This is a genomic window from Mucilaginibacter gynuensis (assembly GCF_039541195.1).
GTDB classification, from domain to species: domain Bacteria; phylum Bacteroidota; class Bacteroidia; order Sphingobacteriales; family Sphingobacteriaceae; genus Mucilaginibacter; species Mucilaginibacter gynuensis.
In genome coordinates this window covers 70550-89985 of record NZ_BAABFT010000015.1, presented here as the reverse complement: position 1 = coordinate 89985, position 19436 = coordinate 70550, and the positions used below count along the sequence as shown (strand labels likewise).

General features: G+C 43.0%; 20 protein-coding genes and 1 pseudogene. 12 read left to right on the top strand and 9 right to left on the bottom strand.

Going from position 1 to position 19436, the window contains the following annotated elements:
- Positions 1–93: 93 nt before the first annotated feature.
- Complete coding sequence (locus ABD894_RS22120) at positions 94–1284, top strand: acetyltransferase domain-containing protein (protein ID WP_345213262.1); 1191 nt, start codon at positions 94–96, stop codon at positions 1282–1284.
- A 47-nt stretch (positions 1285–1331) separates the two neighbouring features.
- Here ABD894_RS22120 and ABD894_RS22115 read toward each other — a convergent pair whose 3' ends face one another.
- Positions 1332–2312, bottom strand: coding sequence for a GlxA family transcriptional regulator (locus ABD894_RS22115; RefSeq protein WP_345213261.1), 981 nt, complete (start codon positions 2310–2312; stop codon positions 1332–1334).
- Positions 2313–2465: 153 nt separating this feature from the next.
- On the opposite strand from ABD894_RS22115, the gene ABD894_RS22110 reads away from it, so the two are divergent.
- The 4 genes from ABD894_RS22110 (at position 2466) to ABD894_RS22095 (ending at position 5013) form a co-directional block, all read left to right on the top strand.
- Positions 2466–2927 carry an SRPBCC family protein gene (locus tag ABD894_RS22110; RefSeq protein WP_345213260.1) on the top strand — a complete coding sequence of 154 codons (462 nt, stop codon included), beginning with the start codon at positions 2466–2468 and terminating at the stop codon, positions 2925–2927.
- A 5-nt stretch (positions 2928–2932) separates the two neighbouring features.
- On the top strand, positions 2933–3382 hold the full coding sequence (locus ABD894_RS22105; protein ID WP_345213259.1) for an SRPBCC family protein: 450 nt from the start codon (positions 2933–2935) through the stop codon (positions 3380–3382).
- Positions 3383–3552: 170 nt separating this feature from the next.
- Positions 3553–4122 (top strand): hypothetical protein, encoded by a 570-nt coding sequence (locus tag ABD894_RS22100; RefSeq protein WP_345213258.1) that lies wholly within the window; start codon positions 3553–3555, stop codon positions 4120–4122.
- 228 nt (positions 4123–4350) lie between these two features.
- Positions 4351–5013, top strand: a complete 663-nt coding sequence (locus ABD894_RS22095; protein WP_345213257.1) for a hypothetical protein — start codon at positions 4351–4353, stop codon at positions 5011–5013.
- A gap of 45 nt (positions 5014–5058) precedes the next feature.
- On the opposite strand, the gene ABD894_RS22090 is transcribed toward ABD894_RS22095, so the two are convergent.
- The 4 genes from ABD894_RS22090 to ABD894_RS22075 form a co-directional block, all read right to left on the bottom strand.
- Positions 5059–6222, bottom strand: coding sequence for an RsmB/NOP family class I SAM-dependent RNA methyltransferase (locus ABD894_RS22090; RefSeq protein ID WP_345213256.1), 1164 nt, complete (start codon positions 6220–6222; stop codon positions 5059–5061).
- Positions 6219–7499 carry an ABC transporter substrate-binding protein gene (locus ABD894_RS22085; RefSeq protein WP_345213255.1) on the bottom strand — a complete coding sequence of 427 codons (1281 nt, stop codon included), beginning with the start codon at positions 7497–7499 and terminating at the stop codon, positions 6219–6221. The genes ABD894_RS22090 and ABD894_RS22085 overlap by 4 nt, the downstream gene beginning before the upstream one ends.
- Positions 7456–8985 carry a glutamine-hydrolyzing GMP synthase gene (guaA, locus tag ABD894_RS22080; RefSeq protein WP_345213254.1) on the bottom strand — a complete coding sequence of 510 codons (1530 nt, stop codon included), beginning with the start codon at positions 8983–8985 and terminating at the stop codon, positions 7456–7458. The genes ABD894_RS22085 and guaA overlap by 44 nt, the downstream gene beginning before the upstream one ends.
- Before the next feature lie 197 nt (positions 8986–9182).
- Positions 9183–9374, bottom strand: coding sequence for a hypothetical protein (locus ABD894_RS22075; protein ID WP_345213253.1), 192 nt, complete (start codon positions 9372–9374; stop codon positions 9183–9185).
- A gap of 688 nt (positions 9375–10062) precedes the next feature.
- On the opposite strand from ABD894_RS22075, the gene ABD894_RS22070 reads away from it, so the two are divergent.
- From ABD894_RS22070 to ABD894_RS22050, 5 genes and pseudogenes are all read left to right on the top strand, one after another.
- Positions 10063–10461, top strand: coding sequence for a hypothetical protein (locus ABD894_RS22070; protein WP_345213252.1), 399 nt, complete (start codon positions 10063–10065; stop codon positions 10459–10461).
- A gap of 77 nt (positions 10462–10538) precedes the next feature.
- Positions 10539–10994 carry a hypothetical protein gene (locus tag ABD894_RS22065; protein WP_345213251.1) on the top strand — a complete coding sequence of 152 codons (456 nt, stop codon included), beginning with the start codon at positions 10539–10541 and terminating at the stop codon, positions 10992–10994.
- A gap of 140 nt (positions 10995–11134) precedes the next feature.
- On the top strand, positions 11135–11992 hold the full coding sequence (locus ABD894_RS22060) for a methylated-DNA--[protein]-cysteine S-methyltransferase (RefSeq protein WP_345213250.1): 858 nt from the start codon (positions 11135–11137) through the stop codon (positions 11990–11992).
- A gap of 5 nt (positions 11993–11997) precedes the next feature.
- Positions 11998–12705, top strand: a pseudogene (locus tag ABD894_RS22055) (2OG-Fe(II) oxygenase).
- Between the two features lie 83 nt (positions 12706–12788).
- Entirely contained in the window at positions 12789–13379 is a 591-nt protein-coding gene (locus ABD894_RS22050) for a tetratricopeptide repeat protein (RefSeq protein ID WP_345213249.1), read from the top strand.
- Positions 13380–13389: 10 nt separating this feature from the next.
- Here the strand turns inward: ABD894_RS22050 and ABD894_RS22045 are convergent, their stop codons facing one another.
- Together ABD894_RS22045 and ABD894_RS22040 are read right to left on the bottom strand one after the other, a co-directional pair.
- On the bottom strand, positions 13390–14178 hold the full coding sequence (locus ABD894_RS22045) for a polysaccharide deacetylase family protein (protein WP_345213248.1): 789 nt from the start codon (positions 14176–14178) through the stop codon (positions 13390–13392).
- Positions 14159–15112: a glycosyltransferase family 2 protein gene (locus ABD894_RS22040; protein ID WP_345213247.1), complete on the bottom strand. Its 954-nt coding sequence runs from the start codon at positions 15110–15112 to the stop codon at positions 14159–14161. Before ABD894_RS22040 ends, ABD894_RS22045 begins: the two co-directional genes overlap by 20 nt.
- Positions 15113–15231: 119 nt before the next feature.
- Here ABD894_RS22040 and ABD894_RS22035 point away from each other — a divergent pair, with 119 nt between their 5' ends.
- Positions 15232–16440 (top strand): glycosyltransferase family 87 protein, encoded by a 1209-nt coding sequence (locus tag ABD894_RS22035; RefSeq protein ID WP_345213246.1) that lies wholly within the window; start codon positions 15232–15234, stop codon positions 16438–16440.
- Here ABD894_RS22035 and ABD894_RS22030 read toward each other — a convergent pair.
- Complete coding sequence (locus ABD894_RS22030; protein ID WP_345213245.1) at positions 16437–17384, bottom strand: MBL fold metallo-hydrolase; 948 nt, start codon at positions 17382–17384, stop codon at positions 16437–16439. The two genes, ABD894_RS22035 and ABD894_RS22030, sit on opposite strands and share 4 nt — an antisense overlap.
- Before the next feature lie 55 nt (positions 17385–17439).
- A complete protein-coding gene (locus ABD894_RS22025; RefSeq protein WP_345213244.1) occupies positions 17440–18534 on the bottom strand; it encodes an AI-2E family transporter in 1095 nt (364 codons plus the stop codon).
- A gap of 256 nt (positions 18535–18790) precedes the next feature.
- Here ABD894_RS22025 and ABD894_RS22020 point away from each other — a divergent pair, with 256 nt between their 5' ends.
- On the top strand, positions 18791–19435 hold the full coding sequence (locus tag ABD894_RS22020; protein ID WP_345213243.1) for a CatB-related O-acetyltransferase: 645 nt from the start codon (positions 18791–18793) through the stop codon (positions 19433–19435).
- Position 19436 lies beyond the last annotated feature (1 nt).

The window sequence follows — 19436 nt, the reverse complement described above, 5'->3', positions numbered from 1 at the left end:
ATATCTCTAAATTACAAGTTAAATTGTTTTTAACAAATTGAAAGTCAGTTTGCTGGTTGGTAGTTGTAAATATAGATTTCCTTATATTTGATCATGACCTCCATCGCAATCGCCAAAACCAGGATAACCTCTATCGATTTTCTTCGCGGTACCATCATGATCATTATGGCGCTTGATCACGTGCGCGATTACCTGTTTTCGGGTTCGTTTTATTATGATCCGCTCGATTTCAGTAAAACCAGTGGCGTGCTGTTCTTTACCCGGTGGATCACCCATTTCTGCGCGCCCATATTTATGCTGCTGGCCGGTACATCGGCATTTCTGATAGGGCAAAAGAAGAGTAAAAAGGAGTTATCCGTTTTCCTGGTAAAACGTGGCTTGTGGCTCATTGTGCTCGAATTATTCGTGGTAAACCTCGGCTGGAACTTTAATCTCACCTTTCCGATGTTCTTTTTCATAACGATATGGGCACTTGGGGTGAGTATGATCGTACTGGCAGCAGTGATACATCTGCCTAAAAAGCTGATACTGTTATTTGGCCTGGTGCTGGTATTTGGTCATAACCTTTTAGATAGTACGAATATAACCGGCAATACTTTGCCTGCATTCGGCTGGGCGCTGCTGCATCAGCAAAACTTTTTTATATGGCACCACGAGGCACTATTGGTAGGTTACCCGCTTGTGCCATGGATAGGGGTGATGCCGCTCGGATATTGCCTGGGGCAATGGTACGCTACCGGTTACGATGCCGATAAACGGAAGAAGAACCTGTTACTGCTCGGCGCAGGCTGCCTTGTTTTATTTGTGGTGTTGCGATACAGTAATGTATACGGCGACCCTGTAAAGTGGAGTGTGCAGAAAGATGACTTTTTTACTTTCCTGTCGTTCCTTAATGTGAATAAATATCCGCCATCGCTGCTTTACCTGTTACTTACGTTGGGTGGAGCGTTCTTGTTTCTCTCGTTTACCGAACGGCTGAAAGGGGCTGTGGTAGATGTGGTTTCAGTTTACGGTAGGGTGCCCATGTTCTATTATCTCGTGCATATTTATGTGATCCATTTAATTGCCATGCTATCATCAGCCATATTGCCCGGTCAAAATTGGAAGATATGGATGCTCGAACAACCGATATGGTTTACCCAAGATTTGAAAGGTTACGGGTTCTCGCTGCCTGTTGCCTATCTTATATGGATACTTCTTGTTGTGGCCCTGTACCCCTTATGCAAAAGATACGACAGGTATAAGCAAACGCATAAAGATAAATGGTGGCTAAGCTATTTGTAAAAGTAAACTAAACGCAACGACAATTATTTCGCTTTTTAGCGTATGATCTACAACCCTGCCTCTTTATTATAACGGCTTCTATACTCCAAAGGCGACATGCCAGTGATCTTCCGGAACACTTCGCGAAATGCTTTTACATCCGAATAGCCAACATCAAACATAACTTCGTTGATAGTTTTGCGACTATTTTCAAACGCCTTTTTTGCCGATTCAATTTTTACCCTTTGCGAATATTCAACGGGAGTATTACCTGTTGCCTTAATAAACCTGCGATCAAAATTTCTTCGTCCTACAGCAAATCGCGACGATAAATGCTCTACCGATATTTTTTCGTGCAGCTGACTTTCAATGTAGCATTGTGCCTCTTTAACCATTTCGTCGCCATGCTGCTTTTGTCCTTTAAATATAATGAAAGATGATTGGCTTTGCCTGTCCATCTCTATTTGGAAAACCTTTGAACAGAAAATAGCCGTTTGTCTGTCATAATATTTCTCAATCAGGTAAATGATCAGGTTCAGAAAAGAGTAAGCACCGCCGTTGGTATAAATGCCATTTTCGTCGGTGATCAGTTTATCGGTTTGCAGGTTCACTTTCGGGAACCTGGTTCTAAAGTTATCGGCGGCAGCCCAATGGGTAGAACAGCTCTTCCCGTCCAGCAAACCCGACGCGGCCAAAAGATAAGCTCCGGTGCAAATACTGGCTATTTCAGCACCGTTTTTATATTGTTTGGCAATGCACTCGGCAAGGGCTTCGTTTTGTTGCAGGGCTTTGTCATAATTGTGATTTAACGAGGGAATAATCACCAGGTTAGTTTTATCAATGGTCGAAATATGGGTATGCGGCCGCACGCTGAACAAGCCATTATAAAAATCTATCTGGTTGGAAATGCCGGCCAACTGAATATTAAATAATTCGGGTTTGCCGGTGCTTTTACGGTATTCATTGGCCCGAGTGAATATTTTGTAGGCACCTACTATACTGCTTAAGTTGTTCTCGCCATCGGGTACTATTATAGTAAGATGTTTCATGCGCTTTTTTACGTAAAGATAAAGTTTGTGCATGTCCAAATCAACCCGTTATAAAGTCCATTTTACACCCTGTTTAAGTTGTATTCAGACAATACTTTTGTTTTATTCAATACGTAATTAACTGAAAACAATAACTCTATAAATAAATTAACCATGAACAATCAAGATTTTAGCACTGCCTTTTTGGTAGACCAAACAACACAACAAGCTTTTGATGCCATTACAAATGTTCGCGGATGGTGGTCGGCAGGGATAGAAGGCGATACGGCCCAATTGAACGACGAATTTGTTTACCAGGCGCATGATCTCCATTACTCCCAAATTAAGTTGGTAGAAGTAGTACCCAACAAAAAAATAGTTTGGCTGGTAAAGTATAACTACTTTAAATTCACTAAAGATAAAAGCGAATGGACTGGCTCTAAAATCAGCTTCGACATAACCGAGCAGGATGGCAAAACCCAGGTGCGCTTCACCCATCATAATTTAAATACCGATATGGAGTGTTTCGATATATGCTCAACCTGCTGGACAGATTATATAAATAATAGTTTGCGCAGCCTCATCACCATGGGTAAAGGCAAACCGAACGAAGTAGAATGTGAAGTGCAAAATTAAATATCATGAACAATCAGGATTTCAGTACCACAATAACGGTGGATCAAACACCGGCCGAGGCTTTCGATGCTATCAATAGCATTAGCAGCTGGTGGACAGAGAATGTTGAAGGTGCTTCGCAGAAATTAAATGATGAGTTTGAAGTGCGCTTTTGGGATGTACATTATTCGAGGCAGAAACTCATAGAAGTGATTCCCAACCAAAAGGTGGTTTGGCTGGTTACCGATAGCCGGCTTTCCTTTGTTCAAAACAAAAACGAGTGGACAGGTACGAGCATCTGCTTTGAAATTTTTACGCAGAATGATAAAACGCACATTCGTTTTACGCATGTGGGCTTAGTACCCCAATACGAATGTTATGGCGATTGTTCAAATGCCTGGACGGGTTATATACAGGGCAGTTTGCGCGACCTCATCGCTACCGGCAAAGGAAAGCCGGAAGTGAAAGAAGATTAGCTTATTTAAACCGGGTAGAAAATGATTCTGCCTGGTTTTTTTGTGCCCCGGGCCGCTGGTATCCGGATATTTTAACTTTAACAAAATAATTGGTTACTCCACTTGCGAAAGTGAAATCAAACTATAGCTTTGTGTTATAAAAATCAAACCCATCCTAAATCTATCAAAAAATGAAACTCACAAAAATTACCTTCCCGGTACTGTTTATCGCGGTAGCTATTATAGGTAGCTTCAATGCTACAGGCTATACACTTCAGCATGCAATCAACGTGCCTGTTATAACAGATTCTTTAACAAACGAAAGCCATATAGCTTTCACCAAGCTTACTTTACATAAGAGTAATAGCACAAAAAGTGGTTCATTTGGCCAACCTTTAGCTAAAAATCAATTTGGTAAGCCCAATTCTATAATCAAAGAGTTTTGGGAAACAGAAGATGATACGGCTACTACCTACCGTTATACCGGTGCAAAAATACACTATTTAAAAGGTAAGATGTGCAGATACGAAATTACAGGTGCTAACTGGGCTATAGGCCCACAAGGCGGACCTTTCATTAAAGTTGGCGCTAAACTAAGTTCGCTTTTAGCTATTATTCCTGATTATAAATCAACTGCAAAAGATGGTGTCCTCTCTGTTAGAGTTACTGCGAAGGGAAAAATCACAGATGGTATTTTAGAAATATTATATAACCCTGCAACATCTGTAATTACTAAAATTTCAACTGTTGATTATGATTGATTTAACTTTCTTTAGGTAGATAAATTCTTGAGCAGTACTTTAACAGACGAGCAGATTTACGAATTAATTGATAAATGATTTAAAGAGATTTAGCGATACTATCATCAAAAGCAGATGTTTTTGTAAACGTAAATATGGATTTTCATGCAGGTAACCAATTGCTTGGTGCCGCCACTATTAGTGTAGAATGTACGCGGTTATTGGCTGCCTTAAATTTGTCGATTAAGTTTGAATTTAGTGCCTGGGGCAATAGCTTTAAATAACTATATGATTAATTCCACTATCAGGAAGCTTGCGCCACATGAAAAGCAACACCAGGCAAAGGTGAAGCAAAGCACATATACACGCTTTAAAGAATTTGTTTTAAAGTTGATTTTTGTGGTGATTGTTTTACTAATACCTTTTCTTATTTACGATCACTTTAAGCCTGTTGATTCTCCTGTTCAAGCAATATGTTTAATTGTGATATTGGTAGCTGCTATTATAATTACAACTTACATAACAATTAAAGCCAAGCGTTTTGCTCCGTTAACTACACAAAGTTTTGAAGCCGTTGAGATTGTAAAAGTACAATCGGTAAGAGCGATTAAAAGAGACTCCTTTGAAGATTTTGGGCCATCATATTATTTTGACGTAATTGAAAATGGACGCCATAAAGTGCTGTACTTGTGGGGACAGTACATCGATGATTTTGAAGAGGGGACATTTCCTAATACCGAATTTGAATTTACCCGCTGGTCTGGTAGCGACGAATTTATCGATTTTAAGATAAAAGGAAAATATTTTACAGAAGAAAGGACTTTACCGGCTTTTGAGAAAGAGATTTTTCAAAAAGGAAAATTTCCGGTTAATGGACAGTTATTGAATTTGAATTTTGACAATATAGAGTAGAATACAATCAGTATCTCTACTGCCACAACAGCGTGTAACTAATATCTACTGTGCTACCAACCTTGCCACAAACATGGTATCGGCTTTGCGTTCGTAGCCTTTCAGTACTTTTTGTTCTTCAAGTTTGAGGCCTAATTCGTTCACCATAAAATCTACTGCTTCTTCGTTTTCGGCTTTAAAGGCCGAGCAGGTGATGTAGATGATAGGTTTGCCCGGTTTAAGGTATTTTACCACGTTACGTATAATGCTTTGCTGCAAGCGTTGAAAAAACGCTATCCGCTGCGGATTGAACTGGCTGATCATTTCGGGGGTGCGTCCCCAGGTGCCCGAGCCGCTGCAAGGGGCATCCAGTATAATACCATCGAACTCGTAGTCGTGCATTTCCTGTTCGGGGTTTTGCGTGAGGTCGAGGATCTTTTTTTGGTATTTCATCAAGCCTGCCTGGCGAAAACGCTCATCGAGGTTAGCCAATATAGATTCGCGGATATCCGATACCACCAGTTTAATATCAGGTTGCATATCGTGCAGCAGGAGCGATTTGCCGCCGGATGCCGCGCATGCATCCCACCACTTATCCCATTTTTCGGGCTTGTATAATTTTGCTGTTTGCTGCGATGAAAAATCCTGTACCTCAAACCAATGCTGTTTCGGGAAGATGGTTTCTAAACGGGTGCCATTAGGCAGGCACAGGCAGTTATTACCTTCATCCTTAAATAGCACATTGGCCTTGGTGAGCTCGGCCTTTACCTGCTGTTCAAAGCCTTTGGCTACCCTGATGTACAAATCGGGCTGGGTGAAAAAGGAACTAAGAAAAGCCTGTTGATCAATCTCCCCGGAAAGTTCAGCCGTCCACGGAAATACATCCTTCAGGCGGAAACCGGGATAAGTAGTTTTTATCAGGGCTATTTTTTCTTCCACACTAAAACCTATACAGGCCGCCCAGTCGGGCTTAAAGTGCTGCAAAAAAGAGTTTACCTGTGTATTGCATAAAAATTCGGCAATAAACAGGCGTTCATCAGCCGGCGCATCGGGCAGCGCCCTGCCCAGGCGAAAATAGTTATATACCAACCTGCCGGCAATGCGCCTGTCGGTTGAGCCCATTTGTTTATTTTGGCGGTAAAAACCCGGTAAAAACTTACCTAAGGGTGTGTCAGCCGGATATTCATCCAATATGCGTTGAAATGTTTTCAGCTGATTCAGTGCCTTCATTCTACCTGCTTTAGTTCAAAGTTAGTATACTTCAATATGTTAACATGGGTGTTTACCCAGCCCTGCCCGTTTTTTTTGATGAAGCTGAAGCTATTATGCAGCCCAGTAAACTCGTTATCATCAAGCTTTTTCAAATTATCAGTGCCATCGGCAAGCAGCTGGCCAAAGTACAAACCTTCGTCAAATGCTTTAATGGCATAATCTGATGGTTCGGAGTGGTACGTTTTACGGTAGGCACGCACAAAAGTTATGGTGGTGGCAGCTTTATAATTCACCCTATCGGCCGAGGTGATGTGCGTATTCAGCTTTTGCAGCAGGTCGGCCTTCAGGTAGGCATATTTTTCCCAATTGGGGTGACCCACTACCGTTACCGGGAAACGGCGCGATAGCGTGTCCAGCGAATGCAGGGTAACCTGTATAAAAGCCTGTTTGGTAGAGGGAATTAAAAAGAAATTCTGATCAAACTTGGTAAGCTGTGCCAGTATTGGTTTCAGATCGCCGCGTACCACGGTAAGCGGTATAATTTTGATCTTCTTTTTACTCAGGCTATCCAACCCCTTTTTAAAGTAACGGATATAATCCCTTTCATCGCTGTAACCCGATGTAAGTATGAAAACCTTTTTGGTTTTGTTCTTGCTCGTAACAAATTCGGCAGCCCTTAAAGCATGGTATTCCAAAGGCGGAATAATGGTAACCAGGTTAGGGTTCTTAAAGGTCAGGGGAGAGGCCGGCGAGAGCGGCGACAATACCAGTTTATTAGCAGGATTAGGAACGGTAATGAACGACTTTATCCCATCCGGAAATACCGGGCCAACGATCAGGTCGCTTGAGCGGATCTGCGGATTTAGCGCTAAACTGTGCGATGTTGCAGGCTCGTCTTTTGAATCGAACACCTGTAACTTGTAATTAGCGCCCTGTTCGGTAAGTGAATCAAGCGCGAGCTTAAAGCCGCGGTAGTAATCGAGCGCGAGACTTGCCTTTTTAAGTCCGGCGGCGGTATAGATAGCACCGGGGTTTAAATGATCGAGCCCGAAGGGCAGGATAAGGGCAATAGTTGAAAACCTGTCAGATACTTTATTCTCCGGCTTGGCTTTCTCTTTGTCCTTATCCTTGTTCTCCTTTTCGGGCTTTTGGGTAGTTTTTGTAGCGGTATCAGGTACAGGTTTACTAACAGGGCGTATTTTTGGTGAACACGCGCCTGCTAAAAATGCTATAACTAATAAGAGTAACCACTTATTCCCACTCAATGGTGGCCGGTGGTTTTGAGCTGATATCATATACTACCCGGTTAATTCCTTTTACATTGTTGATGATCTCGTTAGAGATTTTGGCCAGCAGGTCATAAGGCAGGTGGCACCAGTCTGCCGTCATCCCGTCTAATGATTCAACCGCTCTCAGGCATATCACGTTCTCGTAAGTACGCTCATCGCCCATAACACCTACCGATTGTACCGGCAAGAAGATAGAGCCTGCCTGCCAAACCTTATCATAAACACCTCCCGACCTTAAATTGTTGATATAAATCGCGTCGGCTTCCTGTAAAATAGCAACTTTCTCGGGAGTTACCTCACCCAATATCCTGATGGCCAAACCCGGCCCCGGGAAAGGGTGGCGGCCAAGTATGTTCGGATCAATACCCAGGGCTTTACCAACGTTACGTACCTCATCTTTAAACAAAGTATTCAGCGGTTCAACCACTTTAAGTTTCATAAAATCGGGCAATCCGCCTACGTTATGGTGCGATTTGATGGTTGCCGATGGGCCTTTAACCGAAACCGACTCAATAACATCGGGATAGATAGTGCCCTGGCCAAGCCATTTTACATCCTGTACCTCGTGCGCGGCATCGTCAAATACCTCGATAAACACGCGACCAATTGCCTTACGTTTTAGTTCAGGATCGGTTAAGCCTGCCAGCGCGTCGTAAAAACGTTGCTTGGCATCAATGCCTTTTATATTAAGGCCCATGTGCTGGTACGAATCCAGTACCGATTGGTACTCATCCTTACGCAATAAGCCGTTATCAACAAATATGCAATGCAGGTTGGCACCGATGGCATGGTGCAACAATACCGCCGCTACCGATGAATCAACACCGCCCGAAAGACCTAATACTACTTTATCGTCGCCCAGTTTTTCTTTAAGCCCGGCAATGGTAGTTTCAATGAACGAATCGGGAGTCCAGTCTTGCTGGCAACCGCAAATATCAACCAAAAAGTTGTGCAGTAACTGCTTGCCATCGCTGCTGTGGGTTACCTCGGGGTGAAACTGTATACCGTAAGTTTGCGAATCGCGAACGTGATAAGCGGCTACCTTTACGCTATCGGTACTGGCAATAACGTCATAATTATCGGCCAGGCGCGCTATGGTATCACCATGCGACATCCATACCTGCGAGTCGGCCGGAATCAGTTTCAATAGCGGACTATCATGGTTGATGTATTGCAGGTTGGCACGGCCGTATTCGCGGGTGCTTGATGGTAATACTTCGCCGCCGTTAAAGTGCGCCAGGTACTGTGCACCATAGCATACACCTAAAATAGGCAGTTGACCATGAAATTTAGCGATATCAAAATGCGGTGCATCATCCTGACGAACAGAATAAGGCGAGCCCGAAAGTATGATACCTTTAACGCTGCTGTCAATTTCCGGAAAATTGTTGAACGGGTGGATCTCGCAATATATGCGAAGCTCCCTGACACGGCGCGCTATAAGTTGAGTGAATTGCGAGCCAAAGTCAAGAATGAGGATTTTTTCTTGCATGGGCAAAGATAGGTTTTTGATTCGAGATGTACTAAATGAGATTGCAATTAGTGCAGAGGAAATTAGCGAAGCTTAAAGGGCGATGCCAAAGTATACAGGTTTACTCACCCCCGCGCCTCCCTGAATTACCAAACAAGGCGGCAGGAATTAACCCCTCAAATCCTGTTGCCGACGGGGTGAGCAGCCTGTATCTAATATTATATTACACGTTTGTATTTGCGGTATTCGGTATTAGTAAGCCAAAGTTGCCTGCTGATAAGGCAGCGGGCACAAAAGAAAACCCTGATGGGTAAAAAGAATAAAACGTTGCGGCCTATCCAATTGCGTTGTAAAGGATAATGGAACGGTATATTGCATTTACGGCATGTAAGTTCGGGTTTCTCGCTCATGGGTATTATAGTACAATGTTTTACTGATAGTGTAATGTTGGTTTCAGTAATACAATACGCAGGCGATTATGCTTGTGCTACAATAATGATGTGATTTGTGTGTAATGTGTTGATATTCAGTAATATAAAATAGTATTTCACGGTTTTGGGTTGTGCTGTAGTTAACGTTGGTCTGCTCTTGGGCGCAGTGCCCCATTACTTTTGAGGGCAAAAGTAACAGACTAAGCGAAGCGATATCATGAGCACCTATAATAAACAAACAGCGAATAACGGCTTGTCCAGCAAAAGGCTTCTTGCCGCACAGGGCCTCTGCGCTGCAAAACAGTCAGAACTTAGGGCTGGAACTTTTGCCCGCGGCTCATTTCCTCCCCACATGCAACAAGTTCCTATGCCCGCCTTTGCGCTCTTTGCCACCACAGTTCTGCCCGTTTTCGCCCGAAGCTATTTGCTGACGAGGAAAGAAGCTCTCTCCCTCCCTCCACCATAAAAACTCCGCGTAACTCCGTGCAAACCTCTGGGTCCTCTGTGGTTAAAAAAAGTCATGCATCTCAAACCAATTGTTGCCATTTTTATTATTGGGTTGATATATTGAATGTTACGATGAGTAAATGTATTCGTAACAGCTTTGATATACGCGGTTAGGAAAAGGATATTTATTTTTGATAAGTCTATTAACGCCAATGTAAAAATGAAAAATCTATCTAACCTGTTCTTACTAAGTGTGGCAGTTGTTTTTACCGCTTGTCAAACACAAAACACCGAAGAAGTTAAAGAAGCCATTATAAAATATATCCCATTTCAAACGGAAACCGCCTTTACCATCACCTGCAATAATTACGAAAGCTATTACGCCAAAGAGAACAAGGTGAAAAGGCTTACCCTGCAAAACGATATTAACCAGCTCACCAGTATCCTTTTCTCGTTAAAGCGGGTAGACGACGGCCTGCAGCCTGATGTGCGCGCCCAAATTATGCTTACCAATACCAACGGAAAAATCGATACTATATGCCTCGGCAGCGCCATTACACGCTATAAAAATATCAGTTATGAAACTTCTTCGGAACTGATCAATTTTGTGCAGAAGTAGGAGGGATTTGCTGACTATTACAGTCTTTTAACTGTACGTGATTATGCGGTACATATTTATTGTAAATAAGGTAAACTATGCCAAAGTATTTTGATATAACATTGATAGCGGAGCAGTTTGAAAAATCCCAAACAGTTATAGGAGACTGTCTTAATTCTTTAGGTATATACCATGGTATCAAAGATGAAACCTACTTTAAAGGAAAAATCATTTTATTTAATTATATCGAAAACGAAACTTTAAGTTTTGATGAGATTTGTATTAGTATTGAAGATCTTGTTTTTCATCAAGAAACCTTCAAATACGAAATTGGAATGCTCACTTCTTTAGTTACATCTGTTATTAATTGTATTGAAGAAGTACAATTTGCTTTATGCAGCTACGAATTAAATGGTTACCTGCTTAGCGAAATAAATAAAATTGAAGATATTAATGATACTTTACTAAGTAAGTTTCCAATAGTTTATAAGCATGATCGTTATTCTAAATCTATAGATATGAGTATTAATTATACTGCTCAAAATTTAATATAAATCTTTATGGATTTTAAATGATTGGCTTTAGTATATCTAATGGCTTCTATATTACAGCCCCTCCAAAATCTTCTAACTTAGCAAGAATCGGGTTTTATACCATTACGCCCTGCAATACTTTTGTGATATAAATTAATACTATGGAAACGCAGGAAATAATTAGTTATCAAAGAATTGCAGGGGCGATAGATTATATCAAAACCAATTTTAAAACACAGCCTAATTTGGATGAAGTGGCCGAACGGGTAAACCTTAGTCCGTTTCATTTTCAACGTATGTTTACGGAATGGGCCGGTATCAGTCCGAAAAAGTTTATGCAATACCTTAGTGTTGAGCACGCCAAGGGCATATTGAAACAACGGCAGGCCACGTTGTTTGATACCGCCTTTGAAACCGGCCTGTCAGGCACAGGCCGCCTGCACGATCTGTTCATTAACCTCGAAGGTATGACCCCGGCCGAATACAAGAACGGCGGTGCCGCGCTAACCATCAATTATAGTTTCGCCGAAAGCCCGTTTGGGGATGTCATCGTGGCTTCAACTCCAAAAGGTATTTGCCACTTGGCTTTCGCCGATGACAGGGAAGAGGCATTTAAGCAATTACAGGCGCAATTTCCGAACGCGGTATACCATCAGTTTGCTGATAAGCTACAGCAAGACGCGCTGTTCATCTTCAAGCGCGACTGGAGCGAACTCAGCGAAGTAAAACTCCATTTAAAAGGTACCGCCTTTCAGCTAAAAGTATGGCAGGCCTTACTAAGGGTGCCCGCAGGTGGCTTATCTACCTACGCCATGATAGCGCAGGATGTACAATCGCCGTCGGCTTACCGTGCAGTAGGTACAGCAGTTGGCGATAACCCGGTAGCGTTTTTGATTCCTTGCCACAGGGTGATCAAGTCTACAGGAGAGTTTGGCCAGTACCATTGGGGCGCAACCCGCAAAACAGCCATGATAGGCTGGGAAGCAGCAGGCGCGGAGTTGAACACCATAAACGGCTAAGCAAAATGGATCTGCAACAAAAAATATTTGGCATAGATAAAGAAGCCCTTGCCGATAGCCTTAACCGTACAGGCTACGCGCAGGTAAGCGAGTTACTAACATCCGCTGAATGCGACGAACTGATCAGTAATTATTCTGCAACAAATCTTTACCGGAAAACGGTAGTTATGGAGCGGCACCAGTATGGCATAGGAGAGTACAAGTATTTCAATTATCCGCTACCGGCAATAGTACAGCAGCTGCGCGAAAGTATTTACCCTTTGCTTGCACCGGTTGCCAACAAGTGGATGCAGGTATTGGGTATAGATAAGTAGTTCCCGGGCACACATGAGGAACTGATCAACTATTGCCATCAAAACGGACAAGTTAAACCTACACCGCTCATATTGCGATATGGCCAAACGGGTTATAACGCCCTGCACCAGGATCTGTATGGAGAAATCTTCTTCCCGATGCAGGCGGTGATCGTATTGAGCCAGCCCGGCGAAGATTTTGAAGGCGGAGAATTTGTACTGGTAGAACAGCGGCCAAGAGCACAGTCAAAAGCGATGGTATTAAAACCGCGCAAAGGCGATCTGCTGATGTTTACTACTAATTTCAGACCGGTTGCGGGCAGTCGTGGTTATCACCGTGTAAATATGCGCCATGGCGTAAGCGAAATTACAAGCGGCAACAGGTATACCCTCGGCATCATTTTTCACGACGCACAGTAGTAAAAAGCGCGTTTATATAGGTTAGCATAAAAGCGATAAGCAATAATTAAGTGAATATGGAGTTTCCTAATTACATAACCGTTATGAGGATACCCGCACTTATTATATTGTTTATCGCTTTTGCTTTTAAAGCCAGTGCCCAACAGGCTGATACCACGGTTTACGACCGCTATCTCGATTTTAACCTTGCCCGCCTTGATGGCGACCTGCCCAAAGCTTTTGAAATAGGTAAAAAGATATTGCCCAATGTTGATAAGCTGGCACCTAAAGAACAGATCAGTTTTTACAACAGTATTGGTAAAGTATATGAAGACAGCGATCAGCCAGATGCTGCCGAACTATACTACAAAAAGGTAGCCGAAGCCATGCCCGATTATTACGTGGTGCACCGCGCCTTGGGCTATATTTATGCCGACAGGGCCAAGCGTTTGTTCGACGAGTTAAATACAGCGGTTGCCGATAAAAAAAACGAAGCTTTTACTAAATACAAAGCCGAAGCTGAGTTGGCGGCAATCCACCTCGAAAAAGCCCAGGCCTGCGACCCCAGCGATGAAACGCTGGAACTCATCAAATCTTTGTATACTAACATGAAAGATGAGAAGGGCTTAAAATCGCTTAATAAACGCATCAAAGAAAAAAGCAAAACCTGTATTGATATATTGAGCGATCAGTAACCAGAGCTGTTTACACAACTTCAGCGGCTATCATATCATTATTTAAAACATCAGTTCGCTCAAAGCCGATGCCTATCTCCTGCGCCCATTTAATAAAGCCTTCTATCCGTTCTGTAAAGGCGTTGCCCGAGTTGCGTGAAATGTAAGAGGGTAGTCCGTAGTCAGGATTCTTAAGATCGGTAAACTCCCATGGGTGAAAATAGATATTCAGGTAACCATCCTTTTTATAGGTGCGATAGCACATTTGCTTAACCAGCCACATAGGCAGGTTATGAAAGCTGAGCCAAAAAAGGGGGAAACGCATAGCTGGTGTTACCGATGATGGCAGCTGCAAAGTGCCCTGTTCCATATAACGGGTCCGGGGCTTATCCAGATGATTGTAGCGGCCGGGCAACCATGTAGGGTTAATAGACGAATTGTAGGTATAGCCGCTGTTTTTAAGTTCGGCAAGGTTCACGGGCATCATACGCGCCATTCGGAAACCGCTTACCGTAGCGCCCGAAAGCTGCTCTAAAGCCAGTTTTGATTGCAGCAGGTGTTCGTCCTTAAAATCGGAATGGTAATAGCCATGCGACGCCAGTTCGTGCCCTTCGTTTACAATTCGGGCTATTATTTCGGGGCGATTCACGGCATAGTTGGCCGTTACAAAGAAGGTGGCTTTTATACCCCTTCGCTGTAGCATATCCAAAATGGTAATGGTGCCTTGGGTAGATACGTTCAACTGCCTCTCAAAATCAAGCGTTTTACCGTATTCTAATGGCAAATCAAACTCCTCTACATCAAAGCTTAACAAGATCATAATCGGTTTTGATGAAGTTTGCAGAGCGGATAATAAAGCTTGGCCGTTGCTTGGCTTGCATAAACAGTTTGCCCAAATACATGCCTATTATACCTAACACAAATAATTGCAGGCCGCCAAAAAAGGCTATGGTTGCTATTATTGATGCCCAGCCCGATACATTGATATGAAGCAAATAACTTATAATGATATAAGGGATATACAGCAGCGAACCCACCGAAAACACAATACCCACACCCGTAACCATGTACAAGGGTTTCACGCTGAAAGACATGATGCTGTTAATAGCCAGTTTGAACAGTTTAAAAAAGGAATAACTGGCCTCGCCCGATAACCTTTCGGCAGGATTGTAAGGGATTCCGATTTGCCGGAAACCGACCCATTTCACCATCCCCCTGAAAAATATTTCGTACTCATTCAGCTGGCGTAATTGCTGTACTACCTTTTTATCCAGCAGCCTGAAATCGGCAATGCCATCTTCCAGTTGAATATCTGATAGCATGTTCAAGCCTTTATAAAACAGCTTTGATGATACCTTTTGATAGGTTTTGGCATGCGCGTTGGTCTTTTCGCGATAGGTATAAACCACATCATAATCCTGCTCCCAGTATTTTACCATTTCGGTAATTAATTGGGGCGGATGTTGCAGATCGGCATCCATCGTAATTACGGCATCGCCGGTAGCCATTTGTATGCCGGCCTGTAAGGCTTGGTCTTTACCAAAGTTGCGGGCAAGTTCTACATAATGTACTTCCGGATGTATCTCCGTTTGGATCTTTATTTCGTTCAGCGTATTGTCTTTGCTGCCGTCATCTACAAAAATACATTCAAAATCGTAAGCTAAATTGCTGAAGAGTTTGTACAATTCACTCACCAGCGCAGCAATGTTCTTTTCTTCGTTGTGTGCAGGCACTACGATAGATATTTTTTTCATTTTACCACGTGATAGATTGCAAATATAATACTTATTGGCAAGTGTAAATTAATTGTTACAAAGATTTCTGACAGATGACAGATTTTGCCTAACATTGCGTTTTAAAACTTAAATCTTTAATGACAAAGAAGTTCCTTCGCCTTAACGGCTATCAATGGACGTGCATTTTGTATGTCGCTGTGGCCGTTTTTTGCTGGCAACTGAAATATTTCAGGCATATCGATAACAACTACCTTATCTTTCGCCAATCATACTATCACGCTAAAGCTCATCTTAACCTTTACCAACATTACCCGGCCGAATATTATGATGTGTTCCTATATGGTCCACTATTTACATTTTTCGTAGCGCCGTTCGCTGTGTTGCCCGAAGTGGTAGGTTTCTTTTTTTGGGAAGTGTTTAACGCAGCCGCGTTTCTGCTGGCAGTTCACCTCCTGCCATTCAATAACAGGATAAAAACAGCTATTTTGCTGTTATGCGTGGTTGAGTTTGCCAATTCGGTACATTATATGCAGTTTAACCCGGTAATAGCGGCACTCATCATCTTATCATTCATTATGGTGAAAAAAGAGAAAGACCATTGGGCTACGCTGCTCACTATTTTCGGCGCTTTCATGAAGGTTTACCCCATAGCGGGATTGGCCTTTTTCGTGTTTTCAAAGCATAAAGGAAAATTCATAGGCTGGGGTTTGTTTTGGATAGTGGTATGCCTCTGTTTGCCCGCCCTTATTTCGGGGCCCGGTTTTCTATTGCAATCGTACCGGGATTGGTTTGACGCGTTAAGCGCTAAGAACCTGCTCAACGAAAGCCTTACCAGCGGGCAGGATTGGTGTGTAATGGGAGTAGTCCGCCGTTTAACCCAAAACGCAGCTTTGCCTAACTGGCCTTTTCTGCTTGGTGGCGCTGTGGTATTTGGTTTGCCGTTACTGCGCTTTGAGCAGTACCGCTCGCTTAAATTTCAATTGCAGGTAATGTGTTCGGTATTGCTGATGGTGGTGATCTTCAGCACAGGATCCGAGCATCCCACCTTTATTATTGCAACTGCCGGGGCGGTAATTTATATCATGATGCAACCACGACCGTTCACCAGTTTTAATATTGTGTTTTTGATATTGCTGATCGTAATCACGGGTCTTGGTCCGTCAGACGCTTTTCCTCATTTTATGCGCGATTGGATGCAGAGCCTTGCCATGAAAGCCTGGCCATGTATCGCTATATGGTGTAAAATAACTTACGAGTTGCTGTTTAAAGATTTTAACACGGAACAAGAACCTTTGGGCATCGATAGTACAGGCGAAGATACACCCGGCTTAACCGTCGCAGTTTAAAACTCGATAGCTTTACCTTGTTGCGGATAGGTAAGTTTTAAACCAAGCGGATTGTTCGCTTTCAATTGTTCCTTTATCTTTTTAATGCTGGCTTCAGGTGGCTTTACGTGAGTAATTATCACATTAAATCCTTGCAGATCGCCCGCTACTTTGGCCAATGCCTGCATCTCTTTCATCAGCCAGTTCGGTGTAAAATGGCCAAACAGGGTTTTATCAGGTTGCTCATTCGGGAAGGATACCTCGATAATGATCGCCCTTAACTGCTTGCTTTTTATCAGGGGCGCTATGGCCTGCCAAAGTGATTGCAGTTTATCGCTTTTCTCGGTTTCATCGGCCCCGGTATCTCCAAGATAAAGCAGGTATGCGTCATCGCTTTTTACCAGGAACGCGGTACTGGTAAGGTTAGAGTGGCTTAGCGGGAATGCTTTTACTTGCAGATTGGTATTGTCAATATTGGTTTCAATGCCCGGTTCTAAGGGCTTGTAGGTGTATTTCTTTAATGCAGGTTTCTCGCCCTCGTTGGCGAAGTTTGCCCAGCTCTCCCAGGTAAAATAATCTTTTTTAATGGTTTCGAGCGTGCTTTGCAAACCGTAAATATTCTTCACGCTGTCTTCAGGAGAGTTGATGATCAAGCCAGAAATATGATCGAGATGCGCGTGTGATATAAAATAACCTTTAATATATTGCTTCAGTACCTTATCGCCGCTTACGTTAAAGGCATGGTTTTTTACCGCCTTCTCAATGCCAAAATGCACGGTGCCGGCATCAAGGCATATGTAATTATTGGTGCCTTTGGCAGCTACCATGTAGGCTGATAAATTGCTTTCATCAATGCCGCCCTTTACACCCAAGGGCACAATCCGGAATGCAGGAGCCTGCTTGCTTTGCGCAAGGCTTAAGAACGGTAATAACAGCAACGATAAAAATGTATATAGCAGGCGCATCTTTATTAGTTTAATGAGTTACAAAAATAGTATTCCTGTACGTTTAAGCAGGTAACTATTCGGTTTTCATTTCTTCCTGCGCTTTTTCTTTGTACTCGTAATCGCCGCCGAGGATGTAACCCCACGGTTTGAGGGTTTCCACCCGGTCGAATATGATCTTCATAATGGCGATCATAGGTATGGAAAGGAACATGCCGGATAATCCCCATATCATTTCGCCTACGATAATACCAATAAAGGTAATGAGCGCGTTGAGCCGCACCTTTGAGCCCACGATAACCGGCAGCAAAAAGTTAGCATCAACCGCGTGGATCACTACCACGGCAATACCCACTGTAACCGTATGCGGAATAGTACCGGTAGCGAAGGTGATGATGCAGCTCAGCAGCAATGCCGTAAATATACCTATGTAGGGAATGATGTTGAACAGCCCCACAATAATGCCCAATAGCACGGCATACTTTATGCCGATAAGCCAGAACGCCGTACAGGCGATGAATGCCACCACGATCATCTCCAGCAGTAAACCTAAAATATACTGGCGCAAAATGCTTTGTATATTCTCCACAATATCAAATACCGTTTTTGAGTATTCTTTGTCAAATACCCACATTATAAACCGAAACAGCAGCGTACGGTAAAACAGGATGAAGAAGGTGAATATCAGTATAAAAATATAGAACAGCAGAAGGGACGACACCGCGCCAAAGGTAGTGCCCAGCACCGCCGTGCCCGACTCCATTATCTTCTGCGTGGTTTCGTGTACGTAGTTGAGCTGTTTATTGGCATTGATATGGAAGGTGAGTTCTATCCAATCCTGTATACTGGTGAGCGATTGCGTAACCTGTGTTTTTAGCATTGGCCAGTCGTTGGCCAGCGATGATATTTGCGAGCCTACCAAATAAAGTATGCCGCCTATAACACCCACAAAAACGATGATAGACAGGAAAGAGGCCGCGCTGCGCGGCAGCTTGCATTTGCGTTCAAAGAAATTGCAAACAGGCAATAGCAGTACCGCGAACAGGAAACCGAACAACAGCGGATCCAGCAGTTCCTTACCTAAAATTACCAAATAGCTTAAAGCGATGAGGCCTATCAATACAAGGGCTAATCTTTCGTAAAAAGGGGCGTTAATTTTCTTAGCAGGCATGTAAATTTTATTTCATAAAGTAGTCGAGTTGATGTAACATCACCGCGGGGTATATGTTTCGGGAAGATAGGGATAATTTGCAGTGTGTTACTAATTTACTTAATTTTGTAACGCTTTAAAAGCTAAAACTTTACTCCGATGGTAATATAACGGCCTGCCGCGTATTCGCTTAAATATTTTGTGTAACATTGTCACATCGCGGGCCTTTCTGTTTAATCAATCTTTTTATCCATCGCTTATTAATTCCCTTTTTGTTATGCAAAACGGACCAAACCCTAACGCGCTGTATCCCATGGAGCAGTATACTAAACTGGTATATCTCAAAAATATCATTACACGTCCCAATATCGAGGTGGGCGATTTTACCTATTACGACGACCTTGCTGACCCACTTGGTTTCGAAAATAATAATGTGCTTTACCACTTCGATTTTGTTGGCGATAAACTCATCATTGGTAAATTTTGCGCCATAGCTTCCGGTGCAAAGTTCATCATGAATGGGGCTAACCACGAGATCAGCCCGATCTCTACCTATCCCTTCGCCATATTTGGTAATGGCTGGGAAAAGATCAACGAAGGTGTTGATGCCGCTAAATATCCTTATAAAGGTGACACGGCAGTAGGCAACGACGTATGGATAGGCCATGGAGCTACCATAATGCCGGGCGTTAAGATTGGTAATGGCGCTGTTATAGCCACAGGCTCGGTAGTTACCCGCGATGTACCCGACTATGCCATTGTGGGCGGTAACCCTGCAAAGCTGATCCGCAAACGTTTTGATGATGAAAGTATCGGCCGCCTGCTCAAAATAGCCTGGTGGAATTGGCCGGTAGAAAAGATCACACAGCATCTTAAACTCATCAATTCTACAAATATTGATGGGCTTGAAAAGGTAGGGTAGC